The sequence below is a fragment of the Streptomyces sp. NPDC056734 genome (assembly GCF_042790455.1).
In the GTDB taxonomy this organism is placed as follows: domain Bacteria; phylum Actinomycetota; class Actinomycetes; order Streptomycetales; family Streptomycetaceae; genus Streptomyces.
Window position 1 is genome coordinate 103150 of sequence record NZ_JBHTZD010000015.1, and the last position, 26080, is coordinate 129229.

Annotated in this window: 24 protein-coding genes; 8 read left to right on the forward strand and 16 right to left on the reverse strand. The window is 72.2% G+C overall.

Annotated elements, in window-relative coordinates:
* Positions 1–44 precede the first annotated feature (44 nt).
* The 6 genes from ACFRFC_RS23270 to ACFRFC_RS23295 all read right to left on the reverse strand — a co-directional run bounded on the left by ACFRFC_RS23270 (position 45) and on the right by ACFRFC_RS23295 (position 4103).
* Entirely contained in the window at positions 45–1424 is a 1380-nt protein-coding gene (locus ACFRFC_RS23270) for an 8-oxoguanine deaminase (RefSeq protein ID WP_382690480.1), read from the reverse strand.
* A 50-nt stretch (positions 1425–1474) separates the two neighbouring features.
* Entirely contained in the window at positions 1475–2404 is a 930-nt protein-coding gene (pucL, locus tag ACFRFC_RS23275; RefSeq protein ID WP_382690482.1) for a factor-independent urate hydroxylase, read from the reverse strand.
* Positions 2405–2406: 2 nt separating this feature from the next.
* Positions 2407–2844: a hydroxyisourate hydrolase gene (gene uraH, locus ACFRFC_RS23280; protein WP_382690484.1), complete on the reverse strand. Its 438-nt coding sequence runs from the start codon at positions 2842–2844 to the stop codon at positions 2407–2409.
* A gap of 5 nt (positions 2845–2849) precedes the next feature.
* Positions 2850–3362 (reverse strand): 2-oxo-4-hydroxy-4-carboxy-5-ureidoimidazoline decarboxylase, encoded by a 513-nt coding sequence (uraD, locus tag ACFRFC_RS23285; RefSeq protein ID WP_382690486.1) that lies wholly within the window; start codon positions 3360–3362, stop codon positions 2850–2852.
* A 130-nt stretch (positions 3363–3492) separates the two neighbouring features.
* On the reverse strand, positions 3493–3804 hold the full coding sequence (locus ACFRFC_RS23290) for a helix-turn-helix domain-containing protein (protein WP_382690630.1): 312 nt from the start codon (positions 3802–3804) through the stop codon (positions 3493–3495).
* Between the two features lie 47 nt (positions 3805–3851).
* Positions 3852–4103, reverse strand: coding sequence for a hypothetical protein (locus tag ACFRFC_RS23295; RefSeq protein WP_382690488.1), 252 nt, complete (start codon positions 4101–4103; stop codon positions 3852–3854).
* 143 nt (positions 4104–4246) lie between these two features.
* Between ACFRFC_RS23295 and ACFRFC_RS23300 the strand changes: the two genes are divergently transcribed.
* From ACFRFC_RS23300 to ACFRFC_RS23310, 3 genes are all read left to right on the forward strand, one after another.
* Positions 4247–5104, forward strand: a complete 858-nt coding sequence (locus tag ACFRFC_RS23300) for a TIM barrel protein (RefSeq protein WP_382690490.1) — start codon at positions 4247–4249, stop codon at positions 5102–5104.
* Positions 5105–5282: 178 nt separating this feature from the next.
* Positions 5283–6173 (forward strand): 2-hydroxy-3-oxopropionate reductase, encoded by an 891-nt coding sequence (locus tag ACFRFC_RS23305; RefSeq protein WP_382690492.1) that lies wholly within the window; start codon positions 5283–5285, stop codon positions 6171–6173.
* 528 nt (positions 6174–6701) lie between these two features.
* Positions 6702–6962 (forward strand): hypothetical protein, encoded by a 261-nt coding sequence (locus ACFRFC_RS23310; protein ID WP_382690632.1) that lies wholly within the window; start codon positions 6702–6704, stop codon positions 6960–6962.
* A 53-nt stretch (positions 6963–7015) separates the two neighbouring features.
* Here the strand turns inward: ACFRFC_RS23310 and gcl are convergent, their stop codons facing one another.
* The gene (gcl, locus tag ACFRFC_RS23315) at positions 7016–8800 is read right to left on the reverse strand and encodes a glyoxylate carboligase (protein WP_382690494.1); all 1785 of its coding nucleotides are present in this window, start codon (positions 8798–8800) and stop codon (positions 7016–7018) included.
* Positions 8801–9046: 246 nt separating this feature from the next.
* Here gcl and ACFRFC_RS23320 point away from each other — a divergent pair, with 246 nt between their 5' ends.
* On the forward strand, positions 9047–9556 hold the full coding sequence (locus ACFRFC_RS23320) for a hypothetical protein (RefSeq protein ID WP_382690496.1): 510 nt from the start codon (positions 9047–9049) through the stop codon (positions 9554–9556).
* Positions 9557–9586: 30 nt separating this feature from the next.
* On the opposite strand, the gene ACFRFC_RS23325 is transcribed toward ACFRFC_RS23320, so the two are convergent.
* Both ACFRFC_RS23325 and ACFRFC_RS23330 read right to left on the reverse strand, forming a co-directional pair.
* A complete protein-coding gene (locus tag ACFRFC_RS23325) occupies positions 9587–11272 on the reverse strand; it encodes an AMP-binding protein (RefSeq protein WP_382690634.1) in 1686 nt (561 codons plus the stop codon).
* A gap of 454 nt (positions 11273–11726) precedes the next feature.
* Positions 11727–11870 carry a hypothetical protein gene (locus ACFRFC_RS23330; RefSeq protein ID WP_383112650.1) on the reverse strand — a complete coding sequence of 48 codons (144 nt, stop codon included), beginning with the start codon at positions 11868–11870 and terminating at the stop codon, positions 11727–11729.
* Between the two features lie 72 nt (positions 11871–11942).
* Between ACFRFC_RS23330 and ACFRFC_RS23335 the strand changes: the two genes are divergently transcribed.
* Both ACFRFC_RS23335 and ACFRFC_RS23340 read left to right on the forward strand, forming a co-directional pair.
* Positions 11943–14747, forward strand: coding sequence for an ATP-binding protein (locus tag ACFRFC_RS23335; RefSeq protein ID WP_382690498.1), 2805 nt, complete (start codon positions 11943–11945; stop codon positions 14745–14747).
* A gap of 293 nt (positions 14748–15040) precedes the next feature.
* A complete protein-coding gene (locus ACFRFC_RS23340; RefSeq protein WP_382690500.1) occupies positions 15041–15829 on the forward strand; it encodes a S1 family peptidase in 789 nt (262 codons plus the stop codon).
* 127 nt (positions 15830–15956) lie between these two features.
* On the opposite strand, the gene ACFRFC_RS23345 is transcribed toward ACFRFC_RS23340, so the two are convergent.
* The 5 genes from ACFRFC_RS23345 to ACFRFC_RS23365 form a co-directional block, all read right to left on the reverse strand.
* Positions 15957–17273 carry a winged helix DNA-binding domain-containing protein gene (locus ACFRFC_RS23345; RefSeq protein ID WP_382690502.1) on the reverse strand — a complete coding sequence of 439 codons (1317 nt, stop codon included), beginning with the start codon at positions 17271–17273 and terminating at the stop codon, positions 15957–15959.
* A gap of 163 nt (positions 17274–17436) precedes the next feature.
* Entirely contained in the window at positions 17437–18642 is a 1206-nt protein-coding gene (locus ACFRFC_RS23350; RefSeq protein ID WP_382690505.1) for an ABC transporter permease, read from the reverse strand.
* Positions 18639–19376: an ABC transporter ATP-binding protein gene (locus ACFRFC_RS23355; protein WP_382690507.1), complete on the reverse strand. Its 738-nt coding sequence runs from the start codon at positions 19374–19376 to the stop codon at positions 18639–18641. Before ACFRFC_RS23355 ends, ACFRFC_RS23350 begins: the two co-directional genes overlap by 4 nt.
* Positions 19373–20569, reverse strand: a complete 1197-nt coding sequence (locus ACFRFC_RS23360) for a peptidoglycan-binding protein (RefSeq protein ID WP_382690509.1) — start codon at positions 20567–20569, stop codon at positions 19373–19375. Before ACFRFC_RS23360 ends, ACFRFC_RS23355 begins: the two co-directional genes overlap by 4 nt.
* Positions 20566–21111, reverse strand: a complete 546-nt coding sequence (locus tag ACFRFC_RS23365) for a hypothetical protein (RefSeq protein WP_382690511.1) — start codon at positions 21109–21111, stop codon at positions 20566–20568. The genes ACFRFC_RS23360 and ACFRFC_RS23365 overlap by 4 nt, the downstream gene beginning before the upstream one ends.
* A 228-nt stretch (positions 21112–21339) precedes the next feature.
* On the opposite strand from ACFRFC_RS23365, the gene ACFRFC_RS23370 reads away from it, so the two are divergent.
* Together ACFRFC_RS23370 and ACFRFC_RS23375 are read left to right on the forward strand one after the other, a co-directional pair.
* Positions 21340–21996, forward strand: a complete 657-nt coding sequence (locus ACFRFC_RS23370; RefSeq protein WP_382690514.1) for a response regulator transcription factor — start codon at positions 21340–21342, stop codon at positions 21994–21996.
* The gene (locus ACFRFC_RS23375; protein ID WP_382690516.1) at positions 21993–23273 is read left to right on the forward strand and encodes a sensor histidine kinase; all 1281 of its coding nucleotides are present in this window, start codon (positions 21993–21995) and stop codon (positions 23271–23273) included. Before ACFRFC_RS23370 ends, ACFRFC_RS23375 begins: the two co-directional genes overlap by 4 nt.
* Before the next feature lie 76 nt (positions 23274–23349).
* Here the strand turns inward: ACFRFC_RS23375 and ACFRFC_RS23380 are convergent, their stop codons facing one another.
* Both ACFRFC_RS23380 and guaD read right to left on the reverse strand, forming a co-directional pair.
* Positions 23350–24675, reverse strand: a complete 1326-nt coding sequence (locus ACFRFC_RS23380; protein WP_382690518.1) for an MFS transporter — start codon at positions 24673–24675, stop codon at positions 23350–23352.
* A 29-nt stretch (positions 24676–24704) separates the two neighbouring features.
* Positions 24705–26042 carry a guanine deaminase gene (gene guaD, locus ACFRFC_RS23385; RefSeq protein ID WP_382690520.1) on the reverse strand — a complete coding sequence of 446 codons (1338 nt, stop codon included), beginning with the start codon at positions 26040–26042 and terminating at the stop codon, positions 24705–24707.
* Between the last annotated feature and the right edge of the window lie 38 nt (positions 26043–26080).

Sequence of the window (26080 nt, forward strand, 5' to 3'; positions counted from 1 at the left end):
GTCGCCGACGGGAGCCGTCCCTCCCGGGCGGAGCAGGGGGACGCTCAGCCCCGGGCGGTGATGTCCGCCAGGCGGCGGGCCTCGGTACGGGTCGCTTGGGCGATGGCGTCCTCGTCGGCCGTGAGCAGGCGGCCGTCCGCCACGATCTGGCGGCCGTTCACGAAGGACGCGGTGACCGGGGCGGGGGCGCCCAGGACCAGCGCGGCGACCGGGTCGGCGATGGAGGCGTGGGCGAGGGTGTCCAGCTTCCACAGCACCAGGTCGGCCAGCTTGCCCGGCTCCAGGGAGCCGGTGTCGGCGGCCCGGCCCAGCACCTGGGCGCCGCCGTACGTGCCCAGGCGCAGTGCCTGACGGGTCGTCAGGGCCTGTTCGCGGTGGGCGCCGAGGCGGTTGACGAGGAGGGCGTTGCGCAGTTCGGTGTGGAGTTCGCCGGACTCGTTGGAGGCTGTGCCGTCTACTCCCAGGCCGACCGGGACCCCGGCCGCGAGCAGGTCGGGGACGCGGGCGATACCGGCCGCGATGCGGGCGTTGGAGGAGGGGCAGTGGGCGACGCCGGTCCTGGTGCGGGCGAAGGCGGCGATGTCGGCGTCGTTCATGTGGATGCAGTGCGCCATCCACACGTCCTCGCCGAGCCAGCCGGTCGACTCGAAGTAGTCGGTCGGGCCCATGCCGAAGAGTTCATGGCAGAACCTCTCCTCCTCGACGGTCTCCGAGCCGTGCGTGTGCAGCCGTACGCCCAGGCGGCGGGCGAGCGTGGCGCCCTCGCGCAGCAGATCGGTGGAGACCGAGAAGGGGGAGCAGGGGGCGACCGCCACTTGGGTCATGGCGTCGGAGGACGCGTCGTGGTGCTCCTTGACCGTCTGTTCGGTGGCGGTGAGCGCGCCCTCCAGGGTTTCGACGGCGAAGTCCGGGGGCAGTCCGCCGTCCGACTCACCACGGTCCATCGAGCCCCGGGCGAGGGTGAAGCGGACGCCCATCTCGCGGGCCGCGCGGATGATCGCGCCGGACAGGTCGCCCGAGCCGCGCGGGTAGACGTAGTGGTGGTCCATGGCGGTGGTGACCCCGCCACGGGCCATCATCGCGAGCGAGCCCTGGGCCGCCGCGTACACCATGGGCTCATCGATACGGGCCCAGGTCGGGTAGAGCGCCACGAGCCAGTCGAAGAGGTTGTGGTCGGTGGCCAGGCCCCGGGTGATCCACTGGTAGTAGTGGTGGTGGGTGTTGATCAGGCCGGGGGTGACGAGGTGTCCGGTGGCGTCGATCCGGCGTACGACCTGCTCCAGACCCTCGGGGGCCGGGCCCGCGCCGAGTGACTCGATCCGGTTGCCGGCGATGACGACATGTCCGCCGGCGTACTCGGTGTCGTGGGCGTCGACGGTCGCGATCGCCGCGTTCTCGATCACGATGCGCTGGGGTGCTGCCATGCTGGTGCGTCCTTTTCGAGAGACCTTCGGCTTCAGGGAATAGGCGGAGATCAGCGGGTGGTGAGGTCCAGTGGGATCCTCGCCTCGCAGCCGTCCCGCAGTACGGTCGCCTCTATCAGGCCGTAGGGGCGGTCGGCGGCGAGATACACCTCGTTCTCGTTCTTCAGTCCGAACGGCGCCAGGTCCACCAGGAAGTGATGCTTGTTCGGGAGCGAGAAGCGGACCTCGTCGATCTCGCCGCGCTGCTCGATGATCCGCGCGCCCATCTGGTACAGCGTCTGCTGGAGGGAAAGCGAGTAGGTCTCGGCGAAGGCCCGGAGCAGGTGCTCCCTGGTCCGCTCGTAGGACTCCTCCCAGTCCGGCATCTCCTGGTCGTCGCCGGTCCAGTGGAAGCGCCAGCGGCCGGAGACCTCGGTGGCCAGGATGCGGTCGTGCGCCTCCTGGAGGGTCGTGTACTTGTCCTTGACGTAGCCCCAGAATTCGGAGTCGGTCGAGTTCATGACCACCAGGTCCTTGAGCCCGGAGATGACCTCCCAGTCCGTACCGTCATAGGTGACCTGGGTGACCCGGACCTCCTGGCCCTTGCGGACGAAGGAGTGCCTGGGTTCCTCGGAGGAGGGGGCGGAGGCCGTGGAGGCGGCGGCCTGGGTGGCGATCCGCTCCCAGGCGTACTCCTCGATCCGGATGCGGGCCCGGTGGATCGGCTCCTGGGAGGTGACGAAGTGCCGGGCGAGGTGGATGCCGAACTGTTCCGCGGACTCGATGCCGTGCTCCTTGGCGAACGCGTACACCGTGTTCTTGGTGGTGTCGGTAGGCAGGACGCTGGCGTTGGAGCCGGAGTAGTGGACCTCCTCCATGGCGCCGCTCAGCGCGACGGAGACATTGAGATCCTTGATGTGGTGGGTGGCGCCGTCCCGCGTGATCCTGACGACTCGGTTCTCGGCCTTGCCGTACTGGTTCTGTCCCAGGATGGTCGGCATAGCTAGCTCCCTCGGTATACGGAGTAGCCGAACGGGTTGAGCAGCAGCGGTACGTGGTAGTGCTCGCCGGGGCGCACGGCGAAGGTGATCGCCACCTCGGGGAAGAACACGGCACCGCTGTCCCGATGCGCGGGGGCGTCCTGCTGCGGATCGGCTCGATTCTCTGCGGTCTGTGCGGTGGATTCCTCGACGTACGGTTCGGTGGCTTCCTCGAAGTACGGTTCCACGGCGAAGTCGAGCCGTACGTGGGTGGTGGCCCCCGGCAGTGCCGGGAGGTCCCTGCACCGGCCGTCCGCGTCGGTCGCCGAACCGCCGAGCGGCTGCCAGTCCGCGTCCCGGCCTGCGCGGGCCGCGAGGTGGACGGTCACGCCCCCGGCGGGGCGGCCACGGCTGGTGTCCAGGACGTGGGTGGACACCGAGGCGGTGGTGCTGGTGCTCATGGCGGTCAGTCCTCTTCGGGTTCCAGGAGACGGGCGAGCCGGATGCGGTTGATCTTCCCCAGTTCGGTGCGGACGATCTCCCGTTCCCGCTCCGGCGCGTTGCCGATCCGTGCCCTGAGCGCGTCGCGCATCTGCTCGCCGGTGCGGCCGGTGGCGCAGATCAGGAAGACATGGCCGAACTTCTCCTGGTAGGCGAGGTTCAGTTCCAGCAGGTCCGCGCGCAGGGCGGCGGAGGCACCGGCCAGGCCGCCCTGCTCCCGCGCCGAGGTGGGGTCGCCGGGCTCGGGGCGGCCGATCGGGGGATGCCCGGCCATCGCCTCGCCGAGGCCGTCGGCGGTCAGCCCGGCCAGGGCGGTGTCACTGGTTGTGTACAGGTCCTCACCGGTGGCGTACGGGCGGGCGGCCAGTACGTGCCCCGCCCAGGTCGCGGAGGCGCACACCTCGCGCAGGGCGGCCCGGGCCGCGTTCTCCTCCAGAGCGTTGAACCGGGCCAGGCCCGGCGTCGAGGTCGTCGTCACGGCAGAGCCTCCGCGCCTTGTGCTGAACGGGCTGCGGCCAGCTAACGCCCTGCGGGTGTCAGCGTCAACAGTTTGTTGAAAATTCGGGGTTACGTCAGGAGGCGAGGTGCGGCGGCCGGGAACCGGTGCGTCAGCTCTCCCGCTCTCGGTTGAGGTAGTTGTACACGGTGAACCGGCTCACCCCGAGGGCGGTCGCCACGGTCTCCACCCCATGGCGTACCGAGAAGGCTCCGCGCGCCTCCAGCACCCGCACGACCTCCTGCTTGGTCTTGCGGTCGAGGTCGGCCAGGGACTTGCCGTGCCGGCGTTCCATGGCGGCCAGGATGTGGTCGAGGGAGTCGGCGAGCTGGGGCAGCCGTACGGCGATCGCGTCGGCCCCGGCCCAGGCGAGCACCACATCGTCCGGACCGGCCTCACCCGGCGGGAGCATGGCCCCGCCCATGGCGTCGACCAGCGGCTTCACGGCGGCGATGAAGGCATCATGGCCGGTCACTTATCGCCCTCCCCGACCACATTGACCTGGAGCGAGACGCGGGTGGCACCGGCCTGGAGGGTCCGGCGCAGCAGGGCGTCCAGGGCGGTCAGTACGGCGTCGGCCTGCCCTTCCGCCGTGTTGCCGAAGGGGCCCACGTCCACCGTGTCCAGGTCGGCGGCCTCGATGACCTCCCGCGCCACCAGCGCGTGATCGGGGGCCTGGTCGAGGTCGAAGGGCTCGGTCGTGAACTCAACTCGCAATCGCACGGGCCCAACCTAACGCGTGGCGCGTGCGCGGCGGCAGCCCCCTTGACAAGGGTCCGCACCCGGCGGCACTCTTCCATTACTTCCATTAGACAGAAACTAACTTCCATAATACGGAAATGAGACGCGGAAGGAGCGGAGCCCTGATGCCAGCTTTTGAATCGGGCACTGCCGCGGGCCGGCGCTTCGACGTCAACCTGTCGATCCTCTTCACGGAACTCCCGCTCCTGGAGCGCCCCGCGGCAGCCGCCGCGGCCGGTTTCTCCGCGGTCGAGCTGTGGTGGCCGTGGGTCGACTCCCCCGCCCCCGGGCGATCCGAACTCGATGCCCTCAAGGGCGCCATCGAGGACGCCGGCGTCCAGCTCGTCGGGCTGAACTTCTACGCCGGGCAGCTCCCCGGCCCCGACCGTGGCGCGCTGTCGATCCCGGGGGCGGAGTCCGACCGGTTCCGGGCGAATGTGGAGGTGGCGGCGGGGTTCGCCGCGTCCGTGGGGTGTACGGCGCTCAACGCGCTGTACGGCAACCGGGTGGACGGGGTCGAGCCGGGCGCGCAGGATGCGCTGGCTCTGGAGAACCTCGCCCTCGCCGCGCGGGCCGCCGACCGGATCGGGGCGATTTTGCTGGTCGAGGCGTTGAATCGGCCTGAGTCGCCGAAGTATCCGCTGGTGTCCGCACGGGCCGCGGTCGAGGTTGTCGACAGGGTCAACGAGGTGACGGGGCTTGATAACGCGCGGTTCCTGATGGATCTGTACCACCTCTCCATGAGCGGTGAGGATCTGCCCCAGGTGATCGCCGACTACGCCGACCGGACGGGGCATGTCCAGATCGCCGATGATCCCGGGCGGGGGGCGCCGGGGACGGGGGCGTTGCCGCTGGAGGAGTTGCTCGGTCAGCTGGCCAAGGCCGGGTATGACGGGTGGGTCGGGCTGGAGTACAAGTCGGCGGGGCCGGGCGCGGAGGCGTTCGACTGGCTGCCGGTCGCTGCGCGGGGCTCCGCCCCTTGACCGGCGTTGAGCTGAGCGTCGGGCTCCGCCCTGTGCCCGGCGTTCGGGTGACCGTCGCCGGGGGCTCCGCCCCCAGACCCCCGGACCTATGCCCACCCACCACCCGTCTCGGTCGGCAAACGGTGAACCGACAAGCGCGCGGAACGACTTCGGACGTCCAGTCCAGAGAGGTACCCACATGAGCAATCTCCCCAAGGTCGCCTGGATCGGGCTCGGCATCATGGGCTCGCCCATGTCCGAGAATCTGATCAAGGCGGGATACGACGTCACCGGGTTCACGCTGGAGCAGCCGAAGCTGGACCGGCTCGCGGCGGCCGGTGGGACCGTCGCCGGGTCCATCGCCGACGCCGTACGGGACGCCGACGTGATCGTCACCATGGTGCCCGCCTCCCCCCAGGTAGAGGCCATCGCCTACGGGCCGGACGGCATCCTGGAGAACGCCCGCTCCGGCGCGCTCCTGATCGACATGTCCTCCATCACCCCGCAGACCTCCGTCGACCTGGCCGCCGCCGCGCGCGACCAGGGCATCCGGGTCCTGGACGCGCCCGTCTCCGGCGGTGAGGCCGGGGCCGTGGAGGCCGTCCTCTCCATCATGGTCGGCGGCGAGCAGGCCGACTTCGACACCGCCAAGCCGATTTTCGAGGCGCTCGGCAAGACCATCGTGCTGTGCGGCCCGCACGGCTCCGGCCAGACCGTGAAGGCCGCCAACCAGCTGATCGTCGCCGTGAACATCCAGGCGTGCGCCGAGGCCGTGGTCTTCCTGGAGAAGTCCGGCGTGGACCTGAGGGCCGCGCTGGATGTGCTCAACGGCGGTCTCGCCGGGTCCACCGTGCTGACCCGGAAGAAGGACAACTTCCTCGACCGGGACTTCAAGCCCGGCTTCCGGATCGATCTGCACCACAAGGATCTGGGCATCGTCACCGACGCCGCCCGCAATGTCGGCGCGGCCCTGCCGGTCGGTGCCGTGGTCGCCCAGCTGGTCGCCTCGCTGCGCACCCAGGGCGACGGCGGGCTCGACCACTCGGCACTGCTGCGGTCCGTCGAGCGCCTGTCGGGCGCCCAGCTCTGACCGTCCCCCACCCCCTGCTCCGGGCGGTGCCGCCGCTGACAACTGTCCTGTCGCGCCCAGGCGCCGGCACCGTCCGGGATCCACTTCCCCTTCCCCTTCCCCTTCCACGGCCTACCTCAAGGAACCCAGAACGGCGTCCGTGCGCCCGGCGAGAGCCCCCGGCAGCGGACGCGTGTCCGCCACGCGCCGACGACCCGCCTCAGGGGTGGTCGACCGGCCGGCGGACCCGGCCAGGACCGCGGCGGCGTGCGAGCCAGTGCGGTGGTGAAGCCCCGGAGGACCCTTTCCGACCTGAGGGAAGACCTCCGGCGCCGTCGCCGCCGCCGCGGTCCCAGCCGGGCACGGCCCCGGGCGAGCACAGCCCCCTGGCGGGCACGGCCCTGGGCAACCCATGACTCCGTCCGGCGGCGCGAACGGCTCCTCGCGCCCAGCCTCGCGCCGTCGGACGGTCCCATCCCCGGAAGCGTGCCGGGCGACGGGCGTGCGGCACGGCCGCCCCCACGGCACCCTGAAGGCATGGCACAGGGCATGGCACATCCCCCGGAAGAACCGCACGTGGTGGTGCATCCGCCGGCTCTGGACGGGTCGCGGCGGGTCACCGAGGGTGACGAGACGCTGGGCGTCGCCACCCATCTCGACGACGTCAGTGAGTTCCTGCGGCTCGCGGACCACTATGTGACCGACGTCGAGGAAGCCGCCTTCATCGAGTGGCAGGGCGGCGGCCCGGAGGACTGGCCGGGCCTCACCGAACAGCATCCGCAGGAGCAGGAGGGCGAGCGCCGGCCGTAGCACGGCTTGCTCGCCCCCCCCTCAGCCCCTAAGCCCCTCAGGTCGTCAGGCCCTCAGACCTTCAGCGTCCTGATCGACGTGGGCGCGTGCCCGGGCTCCGTCGCGATCTCCTCGAACTCCACCACGTTGCCGATGTCATTGGTGGGTGACATCGAGATGTTGGTGACCCGCTCCAGGATCGCCTCGACCACCACCGGCACCTGGAACTCGACGGCGAGCTTCTTGGCCTGTTCCAGGGCGGCGCCCAGTTCGTTCGGGTCGGTCACCCGGATCGCCTTGCAGCCGAGGCCCTCGGCGACCTTGACATGGTCGACGCCGTAGACGCCCAGCTCGGGTGAGTTGAGGTTCTCGAACTCCAGGTTGACCTGGAAGTCGATCTCGAAGGCCCGCTGCGCCTGGCGGATCAGGCCGAGATAGGCGTTGTTGACCAGGACATGGACGTACGGGATGCGGTGCTGCGCGCCGACCGCGAGTTCCTCGATCAGGAACTGGAAGTCGTAGTCGCCGGAGAGGGCGACGACCAGGGTCTCGGGGTCTGCCTTGGCGACACCGAGCGCGGCCGGGATGGTCCAGCCGAGCGGGCCCGCCTGGCCGCAGTTGATCCAGTGGCGGGGCTTGAAGACGTGCAGCATCTGGGCACCGGCGATCTGCGAGAGGCCGATGGTGGTGACGTACCGGGTGTCGGGCCCGAACGCCTTGTTCATCTCCTCGTACACCCGCTGCGGCTTGATCGGGATGTCGTCGAAGTGCGTACGGCGCTGGAGGGTGGCCCGCTTCTCCTGTGCGGCGGCGGCCCAGCCGGAGCGGTCGGGCAGCCGGCCCGCGGCCTTCAGCTCGCGGGCCACCTCGATGAACAGCTCAAGCGCGGCCTTCGCGTCGGAGGCGATGCCGTAGTCCGGGGCGAAGATCTTGCCGATCTGGGTGGGCTCGATGTCGACGTGGACGAACTTCCGCCCGGCGGTGTAGACATCGAGCCGGCCGGTGTGGCGGTTGGCCCAGCGGTTGCCGATGCCGAGGACGAAATCGGACTCCAGGAAGGTCGCGTTGCCGTAGCGGTGCGAGGTCTGGAGGCCGACCATCCCGGCGTTCAGGTCGTGGTCGTCGGGCAGGACGCCCCAGCCCATGAGGGTCGGGACGACCGGGACACCGGTCAGCTCGGCGAACTCCACCAGCAGTTCGGACGCGTCGGCGTTGATGATGCCGCCGCCCGCGACGATCAGCGGCCGTTCGGACGCGTTGAGGAGGGTGAGGGCCTTCTCGATCTGGGGGCGGGTGGCCGCGGGCTTGTAGACCGGCAGCGGCGCGTAGGTGTCCGGGTCGAACTCGATCTCGGTGAGCTGGACATCGACCGGCAGATCGATCAGCACCGGCCCCGGGCGGCCCGAGCGCATCAGATGGAACGCCTGCTGGAAGACGCCGGGCACCTGGGCCGCCTCCAGCACGGTGATCGCCATCTTGGTCACCGGCTTGGCGATGGAGGCGATGTCGACGGCCTGGAAGTCCTCCTTGTGGATCACCGCGGTCGGGGCCTGGCCGGTGATGCAGAGGATCGGGATCGAGTCGCCGGTCGCCGAGTACAGGCCGGTGATCATGTCGGTGCCGGCCGGTCCGGAGGTGCCGATGCAGACGCCGATGTTCCCGGCCTCGGTGCGGGTGTAGCCCTCGGCCATGTGCGAGGCGCCCTCCACATGCCGGGCGAGGGTGTGGGAGATGCCGCCGGCCGCCCGGAGCGCGGCATAGAAGGGGTTGATGGCCGCGCCCGGCACACCGAACGCGTGGGTGACGCCCTCGCGCCTGAGGATCTCGACTGCCGCGCGGGCAGCGGTCATACGAGCCATGGGTTACTCCATACTCCTGCTTCGGCTGTCGGATGCGTACTCCCGTCGCGCCCGCCGCGAGTACATCCGCGATTCCGCGAATTCCGTATCGTGGAAAATCTTTTCTACGATCTGGAAGTAATGTAGGAGTGTGGGCCAAGGCAGTCAAGAGACGGACAAGCGGGGGCCCGGTGGAGCACCATGGGGTCGCCGTCCCGGCCCTGATGCCGACCTGATGCCGACCTGACGCCTTTTCTGGAGCGGGACTTGTCCGAGAGCATCCCGGTGCGCTGCCCGGCCTGCGGCCGTGAGCACCGCTACACCCCACCGTCGTATCCCTGTGTGTGCGGTACGGCGGTGGCGCCGCCGCTGGATCCGCGCGGCACGGTACGGCCCGTGGCGCATCGCGCCTGGGACGAGGAGTGGGTGCCCGCGCGCTGTACGGGGTGCGGGCTGGTCGGCAGCCGGCCGCGCCCGGAGCTGGGCTGTCCGTGCGGCACGGCCCTGCGCGTCCAGGTGGCGACGGAGCCGTGCGCCCCGTCCGGCGACGGCCGCCCGGCGTTCCGGCCGGTGACCATCCGCACGGCGAAGGACGCGGTGACCACCGCCGTCCTGTATCTGGACCGGCTCGGCCACCAGGGCATCCGGCGTGCCGACCAGCGCCCGCCCTCCGGCATAGCGCTGGCCGCGCCCGGGATGTACGTACTGGACCTGACGGGCACGCCCCAGCCGGTCAACACGACGGCCGAGCGGCTGACGGCGACGGGGGCCCGCTGAGCCCCGACGGCACCCGAGCGCCGGGCGCGGTCACTTGAAGTCCTCCTCGCGGTACTCCCGTGCCGACCCCGCCGCCGTCGCCTCGCGCAGTTCGATCCGGCGGATCTTGCCGGACACCGTCTTGGGCAGCGCGCCGAACTCCAGCCGCCGGATCCGCTTGTACGGGGCCAGCACCTCCCGGGCGTGCTCGAACAGCACCCGCGCGGTGTCGGGGCCGGGCTCCCAGCCCTCGGCGAGCACCACATACGCCTTCGGCACCGCGAGCCGCAGCGGGTCCGGCGCGGGCACGACGGCCGCCTCGGCGACGGCCGGATGCTCCAGGAGCGCGCTCTCCAGCTCGAAGGGCGAGATCTTGTAGTCGGAGGCTTTGAAGACGTCGTCGCTGCGGCCGATGTAGGTGATGTATCCGTCGGCGTCCCGGGAGCCGATGTCGCCGGTGCGGTAGTAGCCGCCGGACATCGCCTCCGCCGTACGGTCCGGGTCGCCGTGGTAGCCGGTCATCAGCCCGACCGGGCGGCCCGCCGGAGAGGACAGGTCGAGGGCGATCTCGCCCTCGTCGCCGGGGGTGCCGGTGACCGGGTCGAGGAGGGCGACGCGGTAGCCGGGGCTGGGGCGGCCCATGGAGCCGGTCTTCAGCGGCTGGCCGGGGCTGTTGGCGACCTGCACGGCCGTCTCCGTCTGCCCGAAGCCGTCCCGGATCGTGACGCCCCAGGCCCGGCGGACCTGCTCGATCACCTCGGGGTTGAGCGGCTCCCCGGCGGCCACCACCTCGCGGGGCGGGGTGCGCAATTGGGTGAGGTCGGCCTGGATGAGCATCCGCCACACGGTCGGCGGGGCGCAGAAGGTGGTGACGCCCGCGCGGTCCATCTCGGCCATGAGGCGGGCGGCGTCGAAGCGGGTGTAGTTGAGGAGGCAGACGGTCGCCTCGGCGTTCCAGGGCGCGAAGAGGTTGGACCAGGCGTGCTTGGCCCAGCCGGGCGAGGAGATGTTGAGGTGGATATCGCCGGGGCGCAGGCCGATCCAGTACATGGTCGACAGATGCCCGACCGGGTACGAGACATGGGTGTGCTCGACCAGTTTGGGGCGGGCGGTGGTCCCGGAGGTGAAGTAGAGCATCAGGGGGTCGTCGGCGCGGGTGGGGCCGTCGGGGGTGAAGCCGGCGGGGGCCCGTTCGGCCTCCTCGTAGGGCAGCCAGCCGTCGGGGGCGCCGCCGGCCGCGATCCGGGTGTAGTCGCCGGGTACGTCGTCGAACTTGGGGGTGTCCTCGGCGCGCGCGATCACCTGCCGGACCCGGCCGCGCCCGACGCGGTCGCGCAGATCGGCGGGGCCGAGCAGCGGGGTGGCGGGGATGACGACGGCCCGCAGCTTCATCGCGGCCAGCGCGGTCAGCCACAGTTCGGCCTGGTTGCCGAGCATCACCAGGATGCGGTCACCGGCGGCGACGCCCCGCGCGCGCAGCCAGTTGGCGTACCGGTCGGAGAGCGCCGACAGTTCCGCGAACGACAGCCTGGTCTCCCGGCCGTCCTCCTCCGCGATGTGCAGCGCGGTCCGCGCGTTGCCGTCGGCGATCACGTCGAACCAGTCCAGGGCCCAGTTGAAGTGCTCGGGCCGGGGCCAGCGGAAGCCCTCGTAGGCCGTGGGGTAGTCCTCGCGGTGGGCCAGCAGGAAGTCCCGCGCCCTGCGGAAGTCCTCGGTCGGTGTCGTCGCCGTCGTCATCTTGTCGTCCTCCTCGGGCCGGGCCATTGCCGGGCGGCTCATTGTCATCGTGTAATCCGTGATGCAGGTCTCACTACCCCCGAACGGGGGTGGGCGGTACGACGGAGGCGGGTTCCGTGGCGGTGGACGGTGGTGCGGGAGTGATGCGCGGTGCGCTGCCGCTGCCGCGGCTCCGGCGCACGACTCCGCGGCTCCGGCGCACGACGCCGTGGCTCCGGCGCGCGTCCGGGCTGCCGGTCGTCTCCGGCGGTCCGGTGGAGCCGGGGCGGCGGTTACGGATCGGCGAGCCGACCGGGGCCTGGACCGGGGCCGGGGCCTGGACCGGGGCCGGGGCCTGGACCGGGGCCGGGGCCTGGGCCGGGACCAGGACCGGGACCGGGGCCGGGGCCGGGACCAGGTCGCCCGGCGCGCTCGCGGTGGGCTCCGGCCAGGGCCTCGGCGGCCGGGCGGTGGCTCACGCCCGCCCGTGCTCGGTCACCGACCACCCCTCCTCGCGCCGGATCAGCCACGCGTACGCCATGCCGGTCGCCGCCGAGGGGCCGGGCTCGATCCCCGGTGTCCCGGAATCAACCGCAATTCCCGCTGTAATCTCCCTCACGACCTCGCACCTCCGGATTTCAACGACGCGTTGCCTAGAATTTGGCGGGGACCACGACACTCGGAAGGAGCGGTGACCGTGCTACCGGACTTCCAGGAGCCTGCGCGATGCCGCCCCGACCTGGTCATCGGGCGGGAGGAGCTGTTCACCGCGGCCCGTGAGCAGCTCGGGCGCGGTGGCAGTGTGCTGCTCCACGGTCCCGCCGGGATCGGGAAGTCGACCGTGCTGCGGGCGCTGGCCGCCGAATACGGTGAGACGGCCCGGACCGTACTGCGCTGCTCTGCGACCGAGTCGGAGTCCCATCTGCCCTTCCTGGCCCTGGCCGATCTGCTCGGTCTGGTGCTGGACGAGGTGGCCGGAAAGCTGCCCGACGCCCAGCGCACCGCCCTGGAGTCGGCGCTCACCGGCCGCGGCGAGTCCACCCTCCAGCGCGACGGCCTCGCCCTGCGGCTCGCGGTGCTGTCCGCGCTGCGCGCGCTGGCCGCCGAGGGCCCGGTGCTGGTGGTCGCCGACGACCTTCAGTGGCTGGATCCGGCCAGTGCCGAACTGCTCGGCTTCGCCGCCCGCAGGCTGGGCGACTTCCCGGTGCGGGTGCTGTGCGCGGCCCGCACCGAGGGGCAGGAGTACGACGATCATCTACGCGCGTCCCCGCCGGACACCCTGGCGCTGCGGCTGGGTCCGCTGACCCGTGCGCAGGTGTCCGCGCTGCTCGACGAGCGCGGCTATCTTCAGCTGCTGCGGTCCACGGTCCGTGACATTCATCGCACCAGTGGCGGAAATCCGCTGTTCGCGCTGGAGCTGGGCCGGGCCCTCGCGGAGAGCCCGGCCTCGCCCCGGCCGGGCGAGCCGCTGCCGGTGCCGACGTCGCTGCGCGCGCTGGTGCTGCACCGTCTGGACCGGCTGTCGGCCGAGGCCCGGCACACCCTGCTGGTGGCCAGCGCGGGCGCCCGCCCCACCACCGCCCTGCTCCACGCGGCGGGCCGGGTCAACGCCGAGGCGGAGACCGCGCAGGCGGCGGCGCTGGGGCTGCTGGCGACCGAGCCGGAGGGTCCGGCCGTACGGTTCGCGCATCCGCTGATCTCGGCCGCGCTGTACGCGGAGGCGTCCGCGCAGGAGCGGCGGGACGCGCACGCGGCGCTGTCCACGGCCGCCTCCGACCCGATCGAGCGGGCCCGGCATCTGGCGCTCGCGACCACCGGCACCGACCCGGAGGCGGCGGCGCGGCTGGCCGAGGCCGCGGCGCTGGCCCGGGACCGGGGGGCGCCCGCGGTCGCGGCCTCGCTGGGGCTGCTCGCCGCCCGGCACACGCCCGCCGACGGCGACCCGGGTCCCGAGGAGCGCCGGCTGACGGCGGCGGAGGACGCGCTGACCGGCGGGGAGACGGATCTCGCCCGGGACATCGCGCGGGACGTGCTGACCCGGGCGACGGCGGCGGCGGACCGGGTGCGGGCGTGGATCGTGGTGATCAACGCGGCCGGGCAGGGGATGGGCAAGGTCGACGCGGTGTTCCCGCAGGCGCTGGCCGACGCGGGCGACGATCCGCGGCTGCTGGCGCTGGTGCGCTATCAGCTGGCCTGGCGGGCGCTGCTGGTCGAGGGCGAGATGGAGCGGGGCCGGGAGGAGGCGGCGCACGCGGCCCGGCTGGCGGCACGCGCCCTGGACCGCCGTACCGAGTTGCTCGCGCTGGCGTTCCAGGCGCACATGGAGACCCTGATGGGTCATCCGGACGCCCCGGCCACCATCAAGCGGGCCATGCGCGAGCCGCAGGACCCCCGGGTCGCCGTCGATCACAACGGGGTGGGCGCGGTCCGCTTCCGCTGGCTGATGATGTGCGACCAGCTCGCCGAGGCCCGCACGACCGTCATGACGCTGCTGCGCGAGGTGCGGCGGCGTGGCATGGCCGAGAGCGAGGTGCACTACGTCCGTTTCCTGGCCGAGACCGAGTTGCGCTCCGGGCACTGCGGCCGGGCTCTGGACCTGGCTCGCGAGAGCCTCCGGCTGGCCCGGGACGCGGGGATCGGCGAGGGCGCGAGCGCGATGCTGACCTCGCTCGCCGAGGCGGCGGGCGGCGAGGTGGGCCGGGCGCTGTCGCTGGCGCGGGAGGCGGCGGACCGGGCCGAGGAGGACGGCGACGTCATGTATCTCTCGCGGGCCCTGGGCGCGCTCGGGCACGCCCAGCTGGTGGCCGGGGACGCGCAGGCGGCGGTGCGGGCGCTGCGCCGGGTGCGGGAGCTGGAGATCGGCATGGGGATCACCGACCCGGCGCGCGGGCGCTGGCAGGGTGATCTGGCGGAGGCGCTGGTGCGGATCGGTGAGATCACCGAGGCGCAGGATGTCATCGACGTCTCGCGGGTGCAGGCGCTGCGGCTCGGCCGGGAGAGCGTGCTGGCCGTGCTCGACCGGGCGGAGGCGCTCGTACGGGCGGCGCGGGGGGAACGGGAGGCGGCGCTCGCGCAGCTGACGTCCGTTCAGGACCGGCTGGCCAAGCTCGGGTACGGGCTGGAGGAGGCGCGGGCGGCGTTCGCGCTGGCCCGGCTGCGCACCGGGCGGCCGGGTCCGACGTCGTACGACGAGGCGGCCAGGCTGTTCCGGCGCTGCCGGGCGCTGCCGTGGCTGCGGCAGGTGGAGGAGGCCGCGGCGAACCCGCCGGAGCCGTCCGCACCACCGGTGGCGCTCGACGCGCTGGCCGGGCTGGCGGCGATGGAGCGTCAGGTCGCGGCGCTGGTGATGGAGGGCGCGACCAACCGGGAGATAGCCGGGCGGCTGTACATCAGCGTCAAGACGGTCGAGGCGACGCTGACCCGGGTGTACCGCAAGCTGGGAATCCGCTCACGGGTCGACATCGTGAGACTGGCGGCGGGGCGGGGCGGGCGGTAGCCGGGCGGGCGGTCGCGGGACGGGCGATGGCCGGCACGGGCGATGGCTGGGGCGGGCGATAGTGGGGCGGGCGATAGTGGGGCGGGCGATAGTGGGGCGGGCGATGGTGGGGCGGTAGGCGCCCGACCGAGGGTTTCCCCTGTCCAACTCGCTTAGGGGAGTCCCTCATTGGGAGCTGACAGGCTGCCCTCTAGCGTATGGGCCGTGCCGCTCGCCGGGCACACGAGGGCAGGTCCGAGGCCCTCGTGCTCCCCCCACCCGCGCGACCCCCCACCGGCAGACCGAGGAGACTCATGTTCGGGCTCATCCGCGCCAGAAAGACCGCCCTCGCCCTCGCGGCCTCCGCCGCCGCAGCCGCGACCGCGTTCGCCGGCGCTCCCGCCGTCGCCGCCCCCACCCCCGTCGTCGGCGGCACCACGACCACCACGACCGCGTACCCGTACGTCATGCAGATCACGGACGCCTCGCAGAACCAGTTCTGCGGTGGCACCCTCATATCGCCCACCAAGGTCGTCACCGCCGCGCACTGTATGGTCGGCGAGACCACGAGCAGTGTCCGCGTGGTCGGTGGCCGCACCTATCTCAACGGCACCAACGGCACGGTCGCCCAGGTCAGCCGGATCTGGATCCACCCCGAGTACACGAGCGTGACGCGCGGCGACGACGTGGCCGTCCTGACCCTGTCGACCTCGATGCCGTACGCGACGATCCCGTACGTCGCCGCCACGGACACCGGCCTCTACGCGACCGGCGCCACCGCCCGGGTGCTCGGCTGGGGCGACACCAGCGAGAACGGCAGTTCCTCCAACCAGCTGCGCACGGCGACCGTCCCGACGGTCTCCGACACCAGCTGCCGCACCTCCTACGGCACCCGCTTCGTCGCCACCGACATGGTGTGCGCGGGCCTCACCAACGGCGGCGTGGACACCTGCCAGGGTGACAGCGGCGGCCCGCTGGTGATCGGCGGACGCCTCGCGGGTATCACCTCCTGGGGCGACGGCTGCGCCCGGCCCGGGTTGCCGGGGGTGTACACCCGGCTGACGACGTTCTCCGCCCTGGTGACGGCCCAGCTCAACTCGTAGCCGACGCCGAGCCGAAAGACTCCTGAGTATCCCTCAGGTGCATGACCGGGGGGCGTTGCGGGCCTCCACGAGCGGCCCGCAGCGCCCCCTTTCCATGCCTGGCCTCCCCCGGGTCACCGGGGCACGGTCACTGAGGCATGACGGTCCCGAAGCGGAGGTCGTGGCCGGTGTCCGGATGCACGGCCGCCAGCATCCGCGCCCCCTCCTCCAGCACTTCGTCCCGCCGCTCCTTGGTGAGCTTCTCGAACAGCTCGATGACGAGGGCGTTGTCGGTCAGCCCCCAGACGCCGACGAGGAAGCCGTCGGCGAGGAGCGGGCAGTAGGGGGTGTTCACCTGCCAGGTGCGGCCGTGGTGCACGGCCGGGAGGATCCGGGTGCGGTCGGCGTGGGAGAGCAGCGCGTTGTCGAACTCGGGCAGGAAGCGGGGCGGGGCCGGGGTGGCGGGGTCGGGGCGGGGCGCGTCGGGCAGGTCGAAGAGTTCCACTCCGTGCTGGTCGTGGAAGGTGACGAGCCGGGAGCGCAGGCTCTCGAACGCGTCGCGCAGCCGGGTCAGTCCGCACCAGGTCTGCATGTCCTTCACCGAGGCGGGCCCGAAGGCGGCGAGATAGCGCAGCACCATGTCCTGCCGGGCGGCGGCGGGTGCGGCGGGCCGGTCCAGCCAGTGCTCGGCGGTGGTGACGGCGACCTGCTTGCTCTGCCCCCACATCCCGCGCGGGGTGATCTGTACCAGCGGCAGCAGACAGCGGGCGGCGACGGACAGGGACTGCGGGTCGGCGTCCGGCCAGTGCGTGCCGAGCGCGTCGCGCAGTTGCCGCATGGTCCGGGGCGTCTCCTCGACCAGGTCCCGGGCGAGGGTGGCGAGCCGGTCCAGGTCGACACCGGCCAGGCCCTTGCGGAAGATCTTCAGCTCCCGTTCCAGGGCGGCCTGAGCGAAGGGCCGTACGGTGAGCGCGTCATCGGCGGTGTGGAGGTGGATGGTGGAGCGCAGGGTGGCCATCCGGACGACGGCCCGCTCCCCGAGCAGCGCGGACAGTGTCTCGGGGGTGAACCCGTCGAGCCGGGCGGCGAGCGCGTAGTACGGCGGCTTCACCTCCTGCGCCTGAAGCCCGACGAGATGCCCGACGGCGGCGCGCGGCGACATCGTGGACCGCTGGAGGAGGAGCTGACGGGCGAGGGTGGCGCGGTTGAGGGCGCGGGGGGTGAGGACGGCGGGCCCGGGCCTGCTCCCGCCCCTGCCCCTGCCCCTGCCCCTGCCCCTGCCCCTGCCCCTGCCCCTGCTCTCGCCGTCGCGCTGTGCCGGCGAGCCGGTTCCGGGCTCTTCCCCGACCTTCGCCGTGTCGACCGTGTCGGCCGTGTCGCCTGTGTCAGCCGTGTGGTCGATGTCGTGCATGCGGTCCATGCGGTCCATGCCCGCAGCCTCTGTCATCGCGGTCCCGTCCGCCATCCCAGCCACCTCCGTGAGGGTTCCGTACACGGCCGCCGTCGCCGGTTGGCCGTAAGCGCGAACCTATGGACCCTTGCGGACAAGGACTGTCCGCGAAGGCCAAGGCGTCGGCGGAGGTGGTGAGTGGCGGAACGGGCGCGGACGCTGGGGTGGGCGGGCGGGGTCAGGGTGTGGCCAGGGCCTCCGTCGGGGGCAGCCGGGACGCGCGGATCGCCGGGTAGAGGCCGGCCAGGGCGCCGATGGTCAATGTGGCTGCTATGCCGAGGAGGAGGGCCGATGGGGGGATGACTGTCGGCCAGTGCTGGTAGAGGGCGTAGGCGGTGGTGGCTGTGGAGCCCAGGAGGGCGCCCGCCAGGCCGCCCAGGGTGGACAGGAGGAGGGATTCGGCCAGGAACTGGGTGCGGATCTGGGGGCGGGTGGCGCCCAGGGAGCGGCGGAGGCCGATCTCGGGGCGGCGTTCCAGTACGGAGATGACCATGGTGTTGGCGACTCCCACGCCGCCGACCAGCAGGGCCACCGCGCCGAGGCCCAGCAGCAGGCCGGTGAAGGCGCGGCCCGCGGCCTGTTTGGCGGCCAGTGCGTCGGAGGGGCGGGAGACGCTGACCTCGCCGGGGGCCTCGGGGTTGGCGGTACCGGCGAGGACGGCGGCGACCTGCTCGACGTCGGCGTCCGAGGAGCGGGTGTAGATCGTGGTGGGGTGGCCGCCGAAGTCCAGTTCGGACTCGGCCGCGCTCCAGCCCAGGAGGGCCGCGGTGTCCAGTTCCGGGGCCAGGGGGGCCGGGGCGAGGATGCCGATCACGGTGAACCAGCGGTCGCCGACGAGGATGCGGGTCTCGGGGGTGGCGTGGCCGATGCCGAGCCGCTGGGCGGCACTCGCGCCGAGCACGGTCGCGGGGTAGCCGCCGGTCGCCGCGTTGAGCCAGGTGCCGCTGTGCAGCTTCGCGCGGACGGTGGTGAGCAGGTCGGTGCGTACGGCGTAGGCGGCGAGTCCGTTGTTCTCCGCCTCGGGGATGCGGTCGTTGCGGTAGATGTTCGTCTCCGGGATCTTGCCGATGGCGGAGACCGCGTCCACCGGGCGGATCCGGCCGATCATCGCCTCGGCGGTGGTGGGGAGCGTGGCCGTGCCGCCCGCCAGGGTCTCGCCGGGTGTGACGGTGAGCAGGTTGGTGCCCAGGGCGTCCAGGGTGCGGTCGAGTTCGGCGCGGGAGGAGGACGAGATTCCGACCACCGCCACCATCGCCGCGATGCCGATCGCGATGCCGAGGGCGGACAGAAAGGCCCGCAGCGGGCGGGTGCGCAGACCCACCCCGCCCACCTTGAGCACATCGCCGGGCCACATCCGGGCCGGTTTCAGCGTCTCGCCGGTCATCGGGTCGCCTCCGGGGTACGGGTGTCGTGCTGTGCGGAGCCGGAGTCGGAGCCGGAGCCGGGGTCGGCGTCGGAGCCGGAGTCGGCGACCATCCGGCCGTCGAGCATCCGCACCTGGCGGGGCAGGGCGTCGGCCAGGGCCCGCTCGTGGGTGATGACGACGACGGTGGTGCCCGCGGCGTGCAGTTCGCGCAGCAGCCGCATCACCCCGGCCCCCGACACGGAGTCGAGGGCGCCGGTCGGCTCGTCGGCGAGCAGCAGCGCCGGTTCACCGGCCACCGCGCGGGCGATGGCGACGCGCTGGCGCTCACCGCCGGACAGTTCGTGTGGTTCGTGGTCCAGCCGGTGGCCCAGGCCCACCCGGCGCAGTACCGTCTCGGCCCGTCGCCGTCGCTCCCCGGCCCGCAGCCCGGAGTACAGGAGCCCGTCGGCCACGTTGTCGATCGCCGGGGTACCGGCGGCGAGATGGAACTGCTGGAACACGAAGCCGATCCGGGACGCCCTGAGCGCGGACAGTTCGGCGTCGGAGAGCGCGCCGATGTCATGGCCGTCGATACGCACCCGGCCGGAGCTGGGCCGGTCGAGGGTGCCGAGGATGTGCAGCATGGTCGACTTGCCGGAGCCGGAGGGGCCGACGATGCCGACCAGTTCGCCGCGGCCGATGTGCAGGGTGACGCCGTTCAGCGCGGTCACCCCGCCGGGGTAGGACCTGGTCACGCCGGTCAGGGAGATCATTTCGGCATCCCGACCTTCGCGCCCTCGGCGATCCCGTCACCGGTGATCTCCACCTTGCCGTCGGCGAACAGACCGGTCTTCACCGGCACGTACGTCGACGTCGAGCCCTCGACCACCTCCACGCCGAAGCCGCCCTCGGCCAGCGTGAGCAGCGCGGCGACCGGCACGGTGAGCACGTCCTCGCGCTCCCCGGCGGTGAAGTCCACCCCGACCGCGCCCAGTTCGAAGGCGTCGGCGGCCTTCGCGTCCGTGAGCCCGACGACCAGGCGGATCTTCGTCTGGGCCTGCTCCTCCGGCCCGTCGCCCTCCTCGATCACCGTCGACACCTTCTCGATCACGCCCTCGGCGACGCTCCCGTCCGGGAGACGGACCGCGACCGTGCCGCCCTTCTCCGCGAGCCGCTGATCGGCGGGGTCCAGATCGACCGAGACGACCTTCACCGTGCCGGTGTACGTGAACACCTGCTGGTCGGGGCCGGTCTGCTCGCCCTTGGCGGCCGAGGCGCCGTCCACCCGGACCGCCGCGTCCGCGAAGACCACCCGGCCCAGGTCCACGACGCCGGTCTCCGGCAGGCCGACATCCTCCTGCCACTGTTCGACGACGGCCGCCGTGGCGGCGGTGTACTCGCGGTCGACGGTGAAGCCGTCGTAGCCGAGCGCGGACAGGTTCTTCTCCAGCTGCTCCACGTCCTTGCCCTCCGTGCCCGCCTTGAGCGCCCGGTACGCGGGCATCGAGCCGTACATCAGCGTCACCGGCCTGTCGTCCACCTTGAACAGCGCCTGCCCCCGGGTGATCCGGGCGCCGGTCGCCGGGACGGCGGTGAGGGTGCCGGGGATACGGCTGACGGCGGTGGCGGTGGTGCCGTAGCCGAGTTCGCCGTCCTCGCTCTGGGAGTCCTTGAGGGTCTGCCTGGTCACCGTGGCGGTGCTCGGCGGCAACTCACTCGCCTGCCCGCCGCCGTCGCCGTCCCCGGCGGTCCGCAGTGCGGTGACCGCCACGGCGCCGCCCGCGGCGAGGAGGACGGCGAGGGCGATGGCGGCGTTCCGGCCCCGGCGGGGGCGGTGGGGGCGACGAGGGGGGCGGGGGACAGCGGAGCCGACGGGATCGGGGCGGGCGGGATCGGGTCGGGCAGGATCAGGCACGGCCGGATCGGAGACCTGGTCCGCCGGGTTGTCCGGGGACCGCTCGCTCACAGCTCGTCCTTCGGGGTCAGTTCGCTCTCGCCGCCGCCGGGCAGCAGGCCCTTGCAGGTCTCGTCGGCCCCCTGGAAGTCCGGGTCGTCCTGGAGGGAGCCGTCCATCTCCAGGCCACCGCCGGAGATCGGGTCGGGGAAGTCCTCCACGCCGTTCTCGCGCATGCACTGGGAGTACGCGCGCAGCTTGTCCTGCGTCTCCTCGCTCACCTCGGCGGTTCCGCCGTTCTCCATGGGGTCGTACTGGCGGCACGCCTCCATGGCCTGGTCCGCCACCGACTTGTCGACGCCGCCCAGGTCTAGGTCCAGGCCCTCACCGGGCTTGGGGTCGGCCATGTCGACGCCGTTCTCGCGCATGCACTCGGCGAACCTCTGGGCCATCTCGTCCGGGCCCAGCTCGGGTGCGGCACCGGCACTGCTGCCGCCCCCGCCGCTCGCGGAGGCGACCCCGTCGTCCCCGCCACCGTCTCCCCCGCAGCCGCTCAGGGCCAGCACGGCCACCATCGGCAGGGCCGCCAGCGCGGCGCGTGTCCGGATACGCATCGGGTGATCCCCTCGTCCCACGGGCCGGCCCGCTGCCGGCTCGTGAGAGGCGATGCAACAGCCAGGGGTGTTAACTCACCGTTACTCCTGCTGCTTCTGTTCCTCCCTCTACTCCTGCTACTCCTGGTTGCTAACAGAAAGGAACACCCCGCTCCGTCAACATGTCCCGGGGGCACGCTCGCGGCGCGGCGGGGGTACAGATCCCGTGGACCGGAGGGAACGCTGTTCATGCGGGTGCTGGTGGTCGAGGACGAGGCGATGCTCGCCGATGTGATCGCGGAGTGGCTGCGCGGCGAGGCGCACGCCGTCGATGTCGTGCACGACGGTCTCGCCGCGCTGGAGCGGCTCGGCGTGCACGACTACGACCTGGTGGTACTGGACCGGGATCTGCCCCGGCTGCACGGCGACGACGTGTGCCGTCAGGTCGTGGCCTCCGGCTCGGGCGCCCGCGTGCTCATGCTCACCGCCTCGGCCGAGGTCACCGACCGGGTGGCGGGCCTGTCGATCGGCGCCGACGACTACCTCACCAAACCGTTCGCGCTGCCCGAACTCGCCGCCCGGGTCCTCGCCCTCGGCCGCCGCTCCCGGCCCGTCACCGCGCCCGTGCTGCACCGCGTGGGGATCACGCTCGACCCGGCCCGGCACGAGGTCTTCCGCGACGGCCGCAAGGTCGCCCTGGCGAAGAAGGAGTTCGCCGTGCTCGCGGAGCTGCTGCGCGCGGACGGGGCCGTCGTCTCCGCCGAACAGTTGCTGGAGAAGGCGTGGGACGAGCACATCGACCCCTTCACGGGGGTGGTGCGCGTCACCGTGCTCAAACTCCGCCGCAAGCTCGGTGACCCACCCGTCATCGAGACCGTCACGGGAGTCGGGTACCGCATCCCATGAACACGCCAGATCCGCTGAGTCCCCCGGCACCCCCCGGCCGTCCGAAGCGGCTGCGCCCCGGCCGTATCACCCTGCGGGCCCGGCTCACCCTCGTCTACGGGCTGCTGTTCCTGGCCGCCGGGGTGGTCCTGCTGGGCACCACGTACGCCCTGTTCAACCAGCGGCTCCAGGCCGACACCAGCAGGACCGAGATCAGCACCCCGTCCGTGGCGCCCTCACCGAACGCGCCCTCGCCCAACGCACCCTCGACGCATCAGCCGTCGCTCACCGGGCCGGACGGCCGCACCTACACCGGCCCCGGTGCCGAGGAACTGCTCAGGGACGCCCAGGAGGAGATCCGGGACGCCGCCACCGCCTCGCTGATCACCCAGGGCGGCATCGCGCTGCTGATCGTCGGCGGCGCGGCGGCGGGGCTGGGCTGGCTGATCGCGGGACGGGTGCTGGACCCCCTGCACCAGGTCACCCACACCGCGCGGCGGATCGCGGCGGCCCCCGTCGCCGACCGGGGCCTGCACGAGCGCATCACGCTGGGCGGGCCGGACGACGAGGTGAAGGATCTCGCCCGTACCTTCAACGCCATGGTCGAGCGGCTCGACCGGTCCTTCGACGGGCAGCGCCGCTTCGTGGCCAACGCCAGCCATGAGCTGCGTACCCCCTTGGCGCTGCACCGCGCCCTGGTGGAGATGGCCATGCACCGGCGGACCGCGTCCACGGACGTCAAGGAACTCGGCGCCGGTCTGCTGGAGATCAACACCCGGCAGGAACGGCTCATCGCCGGGCTTCTCCTGCTGGCCGGGGCGGAGAACCATCTCCCCGAGCGGCATCCGACGGATCTCGCCGACATCGCCGCCCATGTGATCGTCCAGAGCGAGCCGGAGGCCGGGCGGGCGGGTGTCACCGTGACCCACGACTTCGCGCCCGCCCCCACCCGGGGCGATGTCCTGCTGCTGGAGCGCGTCATCCAGAATCTGGTGGAGAACGGCGTCCGCCACAACGACGACCGGGACGGGTGGGTGAAGGTCAGCACCCGGGACGGTGCGGAGGGCACGGTGGCGGTGGTGGTCGCCAACTCCGGCCCCACCGTGGCCCCCTACGAGATTCCCGCGCTGTTCGAGCCGTTCCGGCGGCTGGGCGGTGAGCGGCTGGTGACCGCGAAGGGGGCCGGACTCGGACTGTCCATCGTGCGGGCGATCGTCCACGCCCACGACGGCACGGTGGCGGCCGTCCCGAACCAGGACGGCGGCCTGACCGTCACCGTGACCCTGCCGTCGCAGTGACCCGACCGACACCATGACCCGGCCGTCACAGTGACCCTGCCGTCGGCCTGAGGCCACCGTCAGTCTGAGGCCGCCCTCACCGCGCCCCCGCCTTGCCCGTGTCCCGGATGAACAGGCCCGCCAGCGCGCCCAGCACCAGCAGGATCGGCATGAGCAGCAGGGCGTGTCCGTAGTCGCCCAGGTCGGGGTGGTCGGGCAGCAGGCGGCCGGGGATGGCCTGGAGGAGTCCGCCGATGATGAAGCAGACGCCGTTGACGATGGCGGCGGAGCTGCCGACCAGGGCGCCGGGGACGGACTCGCCCGCGACGGTGAAGCCGAGCATGTGGGCCCCGGCGAAGAGGCCGACGCAGAACATGGTGACGACGGAGACGCTGTTGGTCTCGCTGGGCAGATAGATCAGCAGGGAGATCGCGACGGCCTGGAGCAGGACCCCGCACACGGCCGGGATCCGGCGGTTGTTCCAGTGGTCGGAGAGCAGATTGAACAGCGGGGCGCCCACGGCCAGGCCGAGCCAGGACATGGCGGTCAGTACGGCGGCCAGGGAGGTCTCGGCGCCCCGGGCCTCCATCACGCGCGGCCCCCACAGCACCCCCATGGCGAGCATCGAGCCGAAGGAGACTCCGGCCAGGACGGCGGACAGGACGACATTGCGGTTGCGGAAGCAGGCGCCGAGGCCGTGGAAGATGCTGGAGACCAGGGGCGGTTTCGCGGTGCAGGACTGCTGGGCCAGTTGTTCCGGGCCGGGGGTGGGGTTGCGTACCAGGAGGGCGAACAGCACGATCAGCACCACGCCCGCCGCGCCGAAGCCGTTGAGGAGCTGTTCCCAGGAGACCTGGGTGAGCTGCCAGGAGATGACGGGCTGGCCGAACGCCGAGCCGAGCGAGGCCAGGGACTGCACCAGGCCGAACATCAGCCCGTAGCGCGCGGCGGGGAACCACTGGCCGCCGATGTATCCGGCGCCCACGAACCCGAACGACGAGCCGATGGCCAGCACCACCTGCGCGGCGATCAGCGTGGACATGCTGGTGGTCTGGGCGTAGAGGAAGGCACCGGCGGTCACGAAGGCCACGGCGACGGCCAGCAGCGGGCGGGAGCCGAAGCGGTCCAGCAGGGCGCCGGAGAAGAACTGGCACAGTGCGAAGGCCCAGGTGTAGATCGAGCCGGCCAGGCTGATCTGGCCCACGGTGAGTCCGGCTGTCCGCTGGATCTCCGGGGAGACGACGGCGTATCCCGTCTGGATGGAGAACAGCCAGACCACGAAGATCGTGCACAGGCCCCAGATGATCCACGCCTCGACGCCGCCGATGGTGCGGTGCGGGCCGTGCAGGATGCGGGCGCCGGGATGCTTGCGGTACTCGTGCCCGGTGTCACCGCCGGGGGCGGTGGCGGCGGTGTCGGCCATGACGCGGTCTCCCGTCGGTGGTTGCGGGCTCAGCCCGGGGACGCGGACGCGGCGGCGTCGCGGTCGTGCGCCAGGGCGCCATTGACGTAGGTGGCGCGGACGGTACGGTCGTCGCCCATCACGGCGAGGACGAACAGCAGTTCCTCGATGTCCTGGGCGCGTGAGGTGCGCTGGGCGAGCAGCGGGGTGGCCCTGGGGTCCAGGACGACGAAGTCCGCCTCGTGGCCGGGGGTGAGGGAGCCGATCCGGTCGTCCAGGCCCAGGGCCTGGGCGCCGCCGAGGGTGGCGAGGTAGAACGCCTTGAGGGAGTCGAGCGGGTAGTTGCTCAGCTCGGCGACCTTGTAGGCCTCGTTCATGGTGGCCAGCAGGGAGAAGCTGGTGCCCGCGCCGATGTCGGTGCCGAGGCCGACGTGGATCGGGCGGTGGGGGTCCTTGGCGTCGTGGAGGTGGAACAGGCCGCTGCCGAGGAAGAGGTTCGAGGTGGGGCAGTGCGCGATGGCGGTGCCGGTGTCGGCGCACCGGCCGCGCTCGCGCCCGGTCAGATGGACGCCGTGCGCGAGGACGGCGCCGGGTCCGAGCAGGCCGTAGTGGTCGTACACGTCCAGGTATCCGGCGCGCTCGGGGAAGAGCGAGCGCACCCAGGAGATCTCCCCCGTGTTCTCCGAGACATGGGTGTGCAGCAGGGCTTCGGGGTGCTCGCGGCGCAGGGCCCCGGCCGCCTCCAGTTGGGCGGGGGTGCTGGTGGGGGCGAAGCGGGGGGTGATGGCGTAGAGGTTGCGGCCCTTGCCGTGCCAGCGCTCCAGGAGTTCCTTGGAGTCCGCGTACCCGGACTCGGCCGTGTCGAGGAGTGGATCGGGGGCGTTGCGGTCCATCAGGACCTTGCCCGCGACGATCCGCAGGTGCCGGGCCGACGCCTCCTCGAACAGGGCGTCCACCGACGCCGGGTACACGGCGCAGAAGGTCAGCGCGGTCGTCGTGCCGTTGCGCAGCAGTTCGTCGCAGAACGCGGACGCGATCCGGCGGGCGTACCCGGGGTCGGAGAAGCGCTGTTCCTCGACGAAGGTGTAGTGGTTCAGCCAGTCGATCAGCTGGGAGCCGAAGGCGGCGATGATGCCGGTCTGTACGTAGTGGATGTGGGTGTCGATGAATCCGGCGGTGATCACGTGCCCGGGATAGTGGGCCGGTGTCATGCCCGGGGGGAGGGCGTCGCGCAGGGCGGAGTAGTCACCGCAGGCGGTGATCGTCCCGTTCTCGCAGATCAGCAGCCCGTCGCTCTCGTGTACGAAGGCGTCCTCGCGGCTGGTGAGGAAGGGATCGCCGGTGAAGCTGACGAGCGGGCCCCGTACGGCCGTCACGTCCGTGGACATAGCCACCTCCGGTTCGGGGCTCTCCCGCTCTCCCCGTC

What these genes read in the sequence shown, in the direction of transcription:
- ACFRFC_RS23270 (WP_382690480.1), bottom strand. Translation starts at nt 1,424, where the DNA reads ATGGCAGCACCCCAGCGCATCGTGATCGAGAACGCGGCGATCGCGACC.
- pucL (WP_382690482.1), bottom strand. Translation starts at nt 2,404, where the DNA reads ATGCCGACCATCCTGGGACAGAACCAGTACGGCAAGGCCGAGAACCGA.
- uraH (WP_382690484.1), bottom strand. Translation starts at nt 2,844, where the DNA reads ATGAGCACCAGCACCACCGCCTCGGTGTCCACCCACGTCCTGGACACC.
- ACFRFC_RS23290 (WP_382690630.1), bottom strand. Translation starts at nt 3,804, where the DNA reads ATGGGCGGGGCCATGCTCCCGCCGGGTGAGGCCGGTCCGGACGATGTG.
- ACFRFC_RS23300 (WP_382690490.1), top strand. Translation starts at nt 4,247, where the DNA reads ATGCCAGCTTTTGAATCGGGCACTGCCGCGGGCCGGCGCTTCGACGTC.
- ACFRFC_RS23305 (WP_382690492.1), top strand. Translation starts at nt 5,283, where the DNA reads ATGAGCAATCTCCCCAAGGTCGCCTGGATCGGGCTCGGCATCATGGGC.
- ACFRFC_RS23310 (WP_382690632.1), top strand. Translation starts at nt 6,702, where the DNA reads ATGGCACATCCCCCGGAAGAACCGCACGTGGTGGTGCATCCGCCGGCT.
- gcl (WP_382690494.1), bottom strand. Translation starts at nt 8,800, where the DNA reads ATGGCTCGTATGACCGCTGCCCGCGCGGCAGTCGAGATCCTCAGGCGC.
- ACFRFC_RS23325 (WP_382690634.1), bottom strand. Translation starts at nt 11,272, where the DNA reads ATGACGACGGCGACGACACCGACCGAGGACTTCCGCAGGGCGCGGGAC.
- ACFRFC_RS23340 (WP_382690500.1), top strand. Translation starts at nt 15,041, where the DNA reads ATGTTCGGGCTCATCCGCGCCAGAAAGACCGCCCTCGCCCTCGCGGCC.
- ACFRFC_RS23345 (WP_382690502.1), bottom strand. Translation starts at nt 17,273, where the DNA reads ATGGCGGACGGGACCGCGATGACAGAGGCTGCGGGCATGGACCGCATG.
- ACFRFC_RS23350 (WP_382690505.1), bottom strand. Translation starts at nt 18,642, where the DNA reads ATGACCGGCGAGACGCTGAAACCGGCCCGGATGTGGCCCGGCGATGTG.
- ACFRFC_RS23355 (WP_382690507.1), bottom strand. Translation starts at nt 19,376, where the DNA reads ATGATCTCCCTGACCGGCGTGACCAGGTCCTACCCCGGCGGGGTGACC.
- ACFRFC_RS23365 (WP_382690511.1), bottom strand. Translation starts at nt 21,111, where the DNA reads ATGCGTATCCGGACACGCGCCGCGCTGGCGGCCCTGCCGATGGTGGCC.
- ACFRFC_RS23370 (WP_382690514.1), top strand. Translation starts at nt 21,340, where the DNA reads ATGCGGGTGCTGGTGGTCGAGGACGAGGCGATGCTCGCCGATGTGATC.
- ACFRFC_RS23375 (WP_382690516.1), top strand. Translation starts at nt 21,993, where the DNA reads ATGAACACGCCAGATCCGCTGAGTCCCCCGGCACCCCCCGGCCGTCCG.
- ACFRFC_RS23380 (WP_382690518.1), bottom strand. Translation starts at nt 24,675, where the DNA reads ATGGCCGACACCGCCGCCACCGCCCCCGGCGGTGACACCGGGCACGAG.
- guaD (WP_382690520.1), bottom strand. Translation starts at nt 26,042, where the DNA reads ATGTCCACGGACGTGACGGCCGTACGGGGCCCGCTCGTCAGCTTCACC.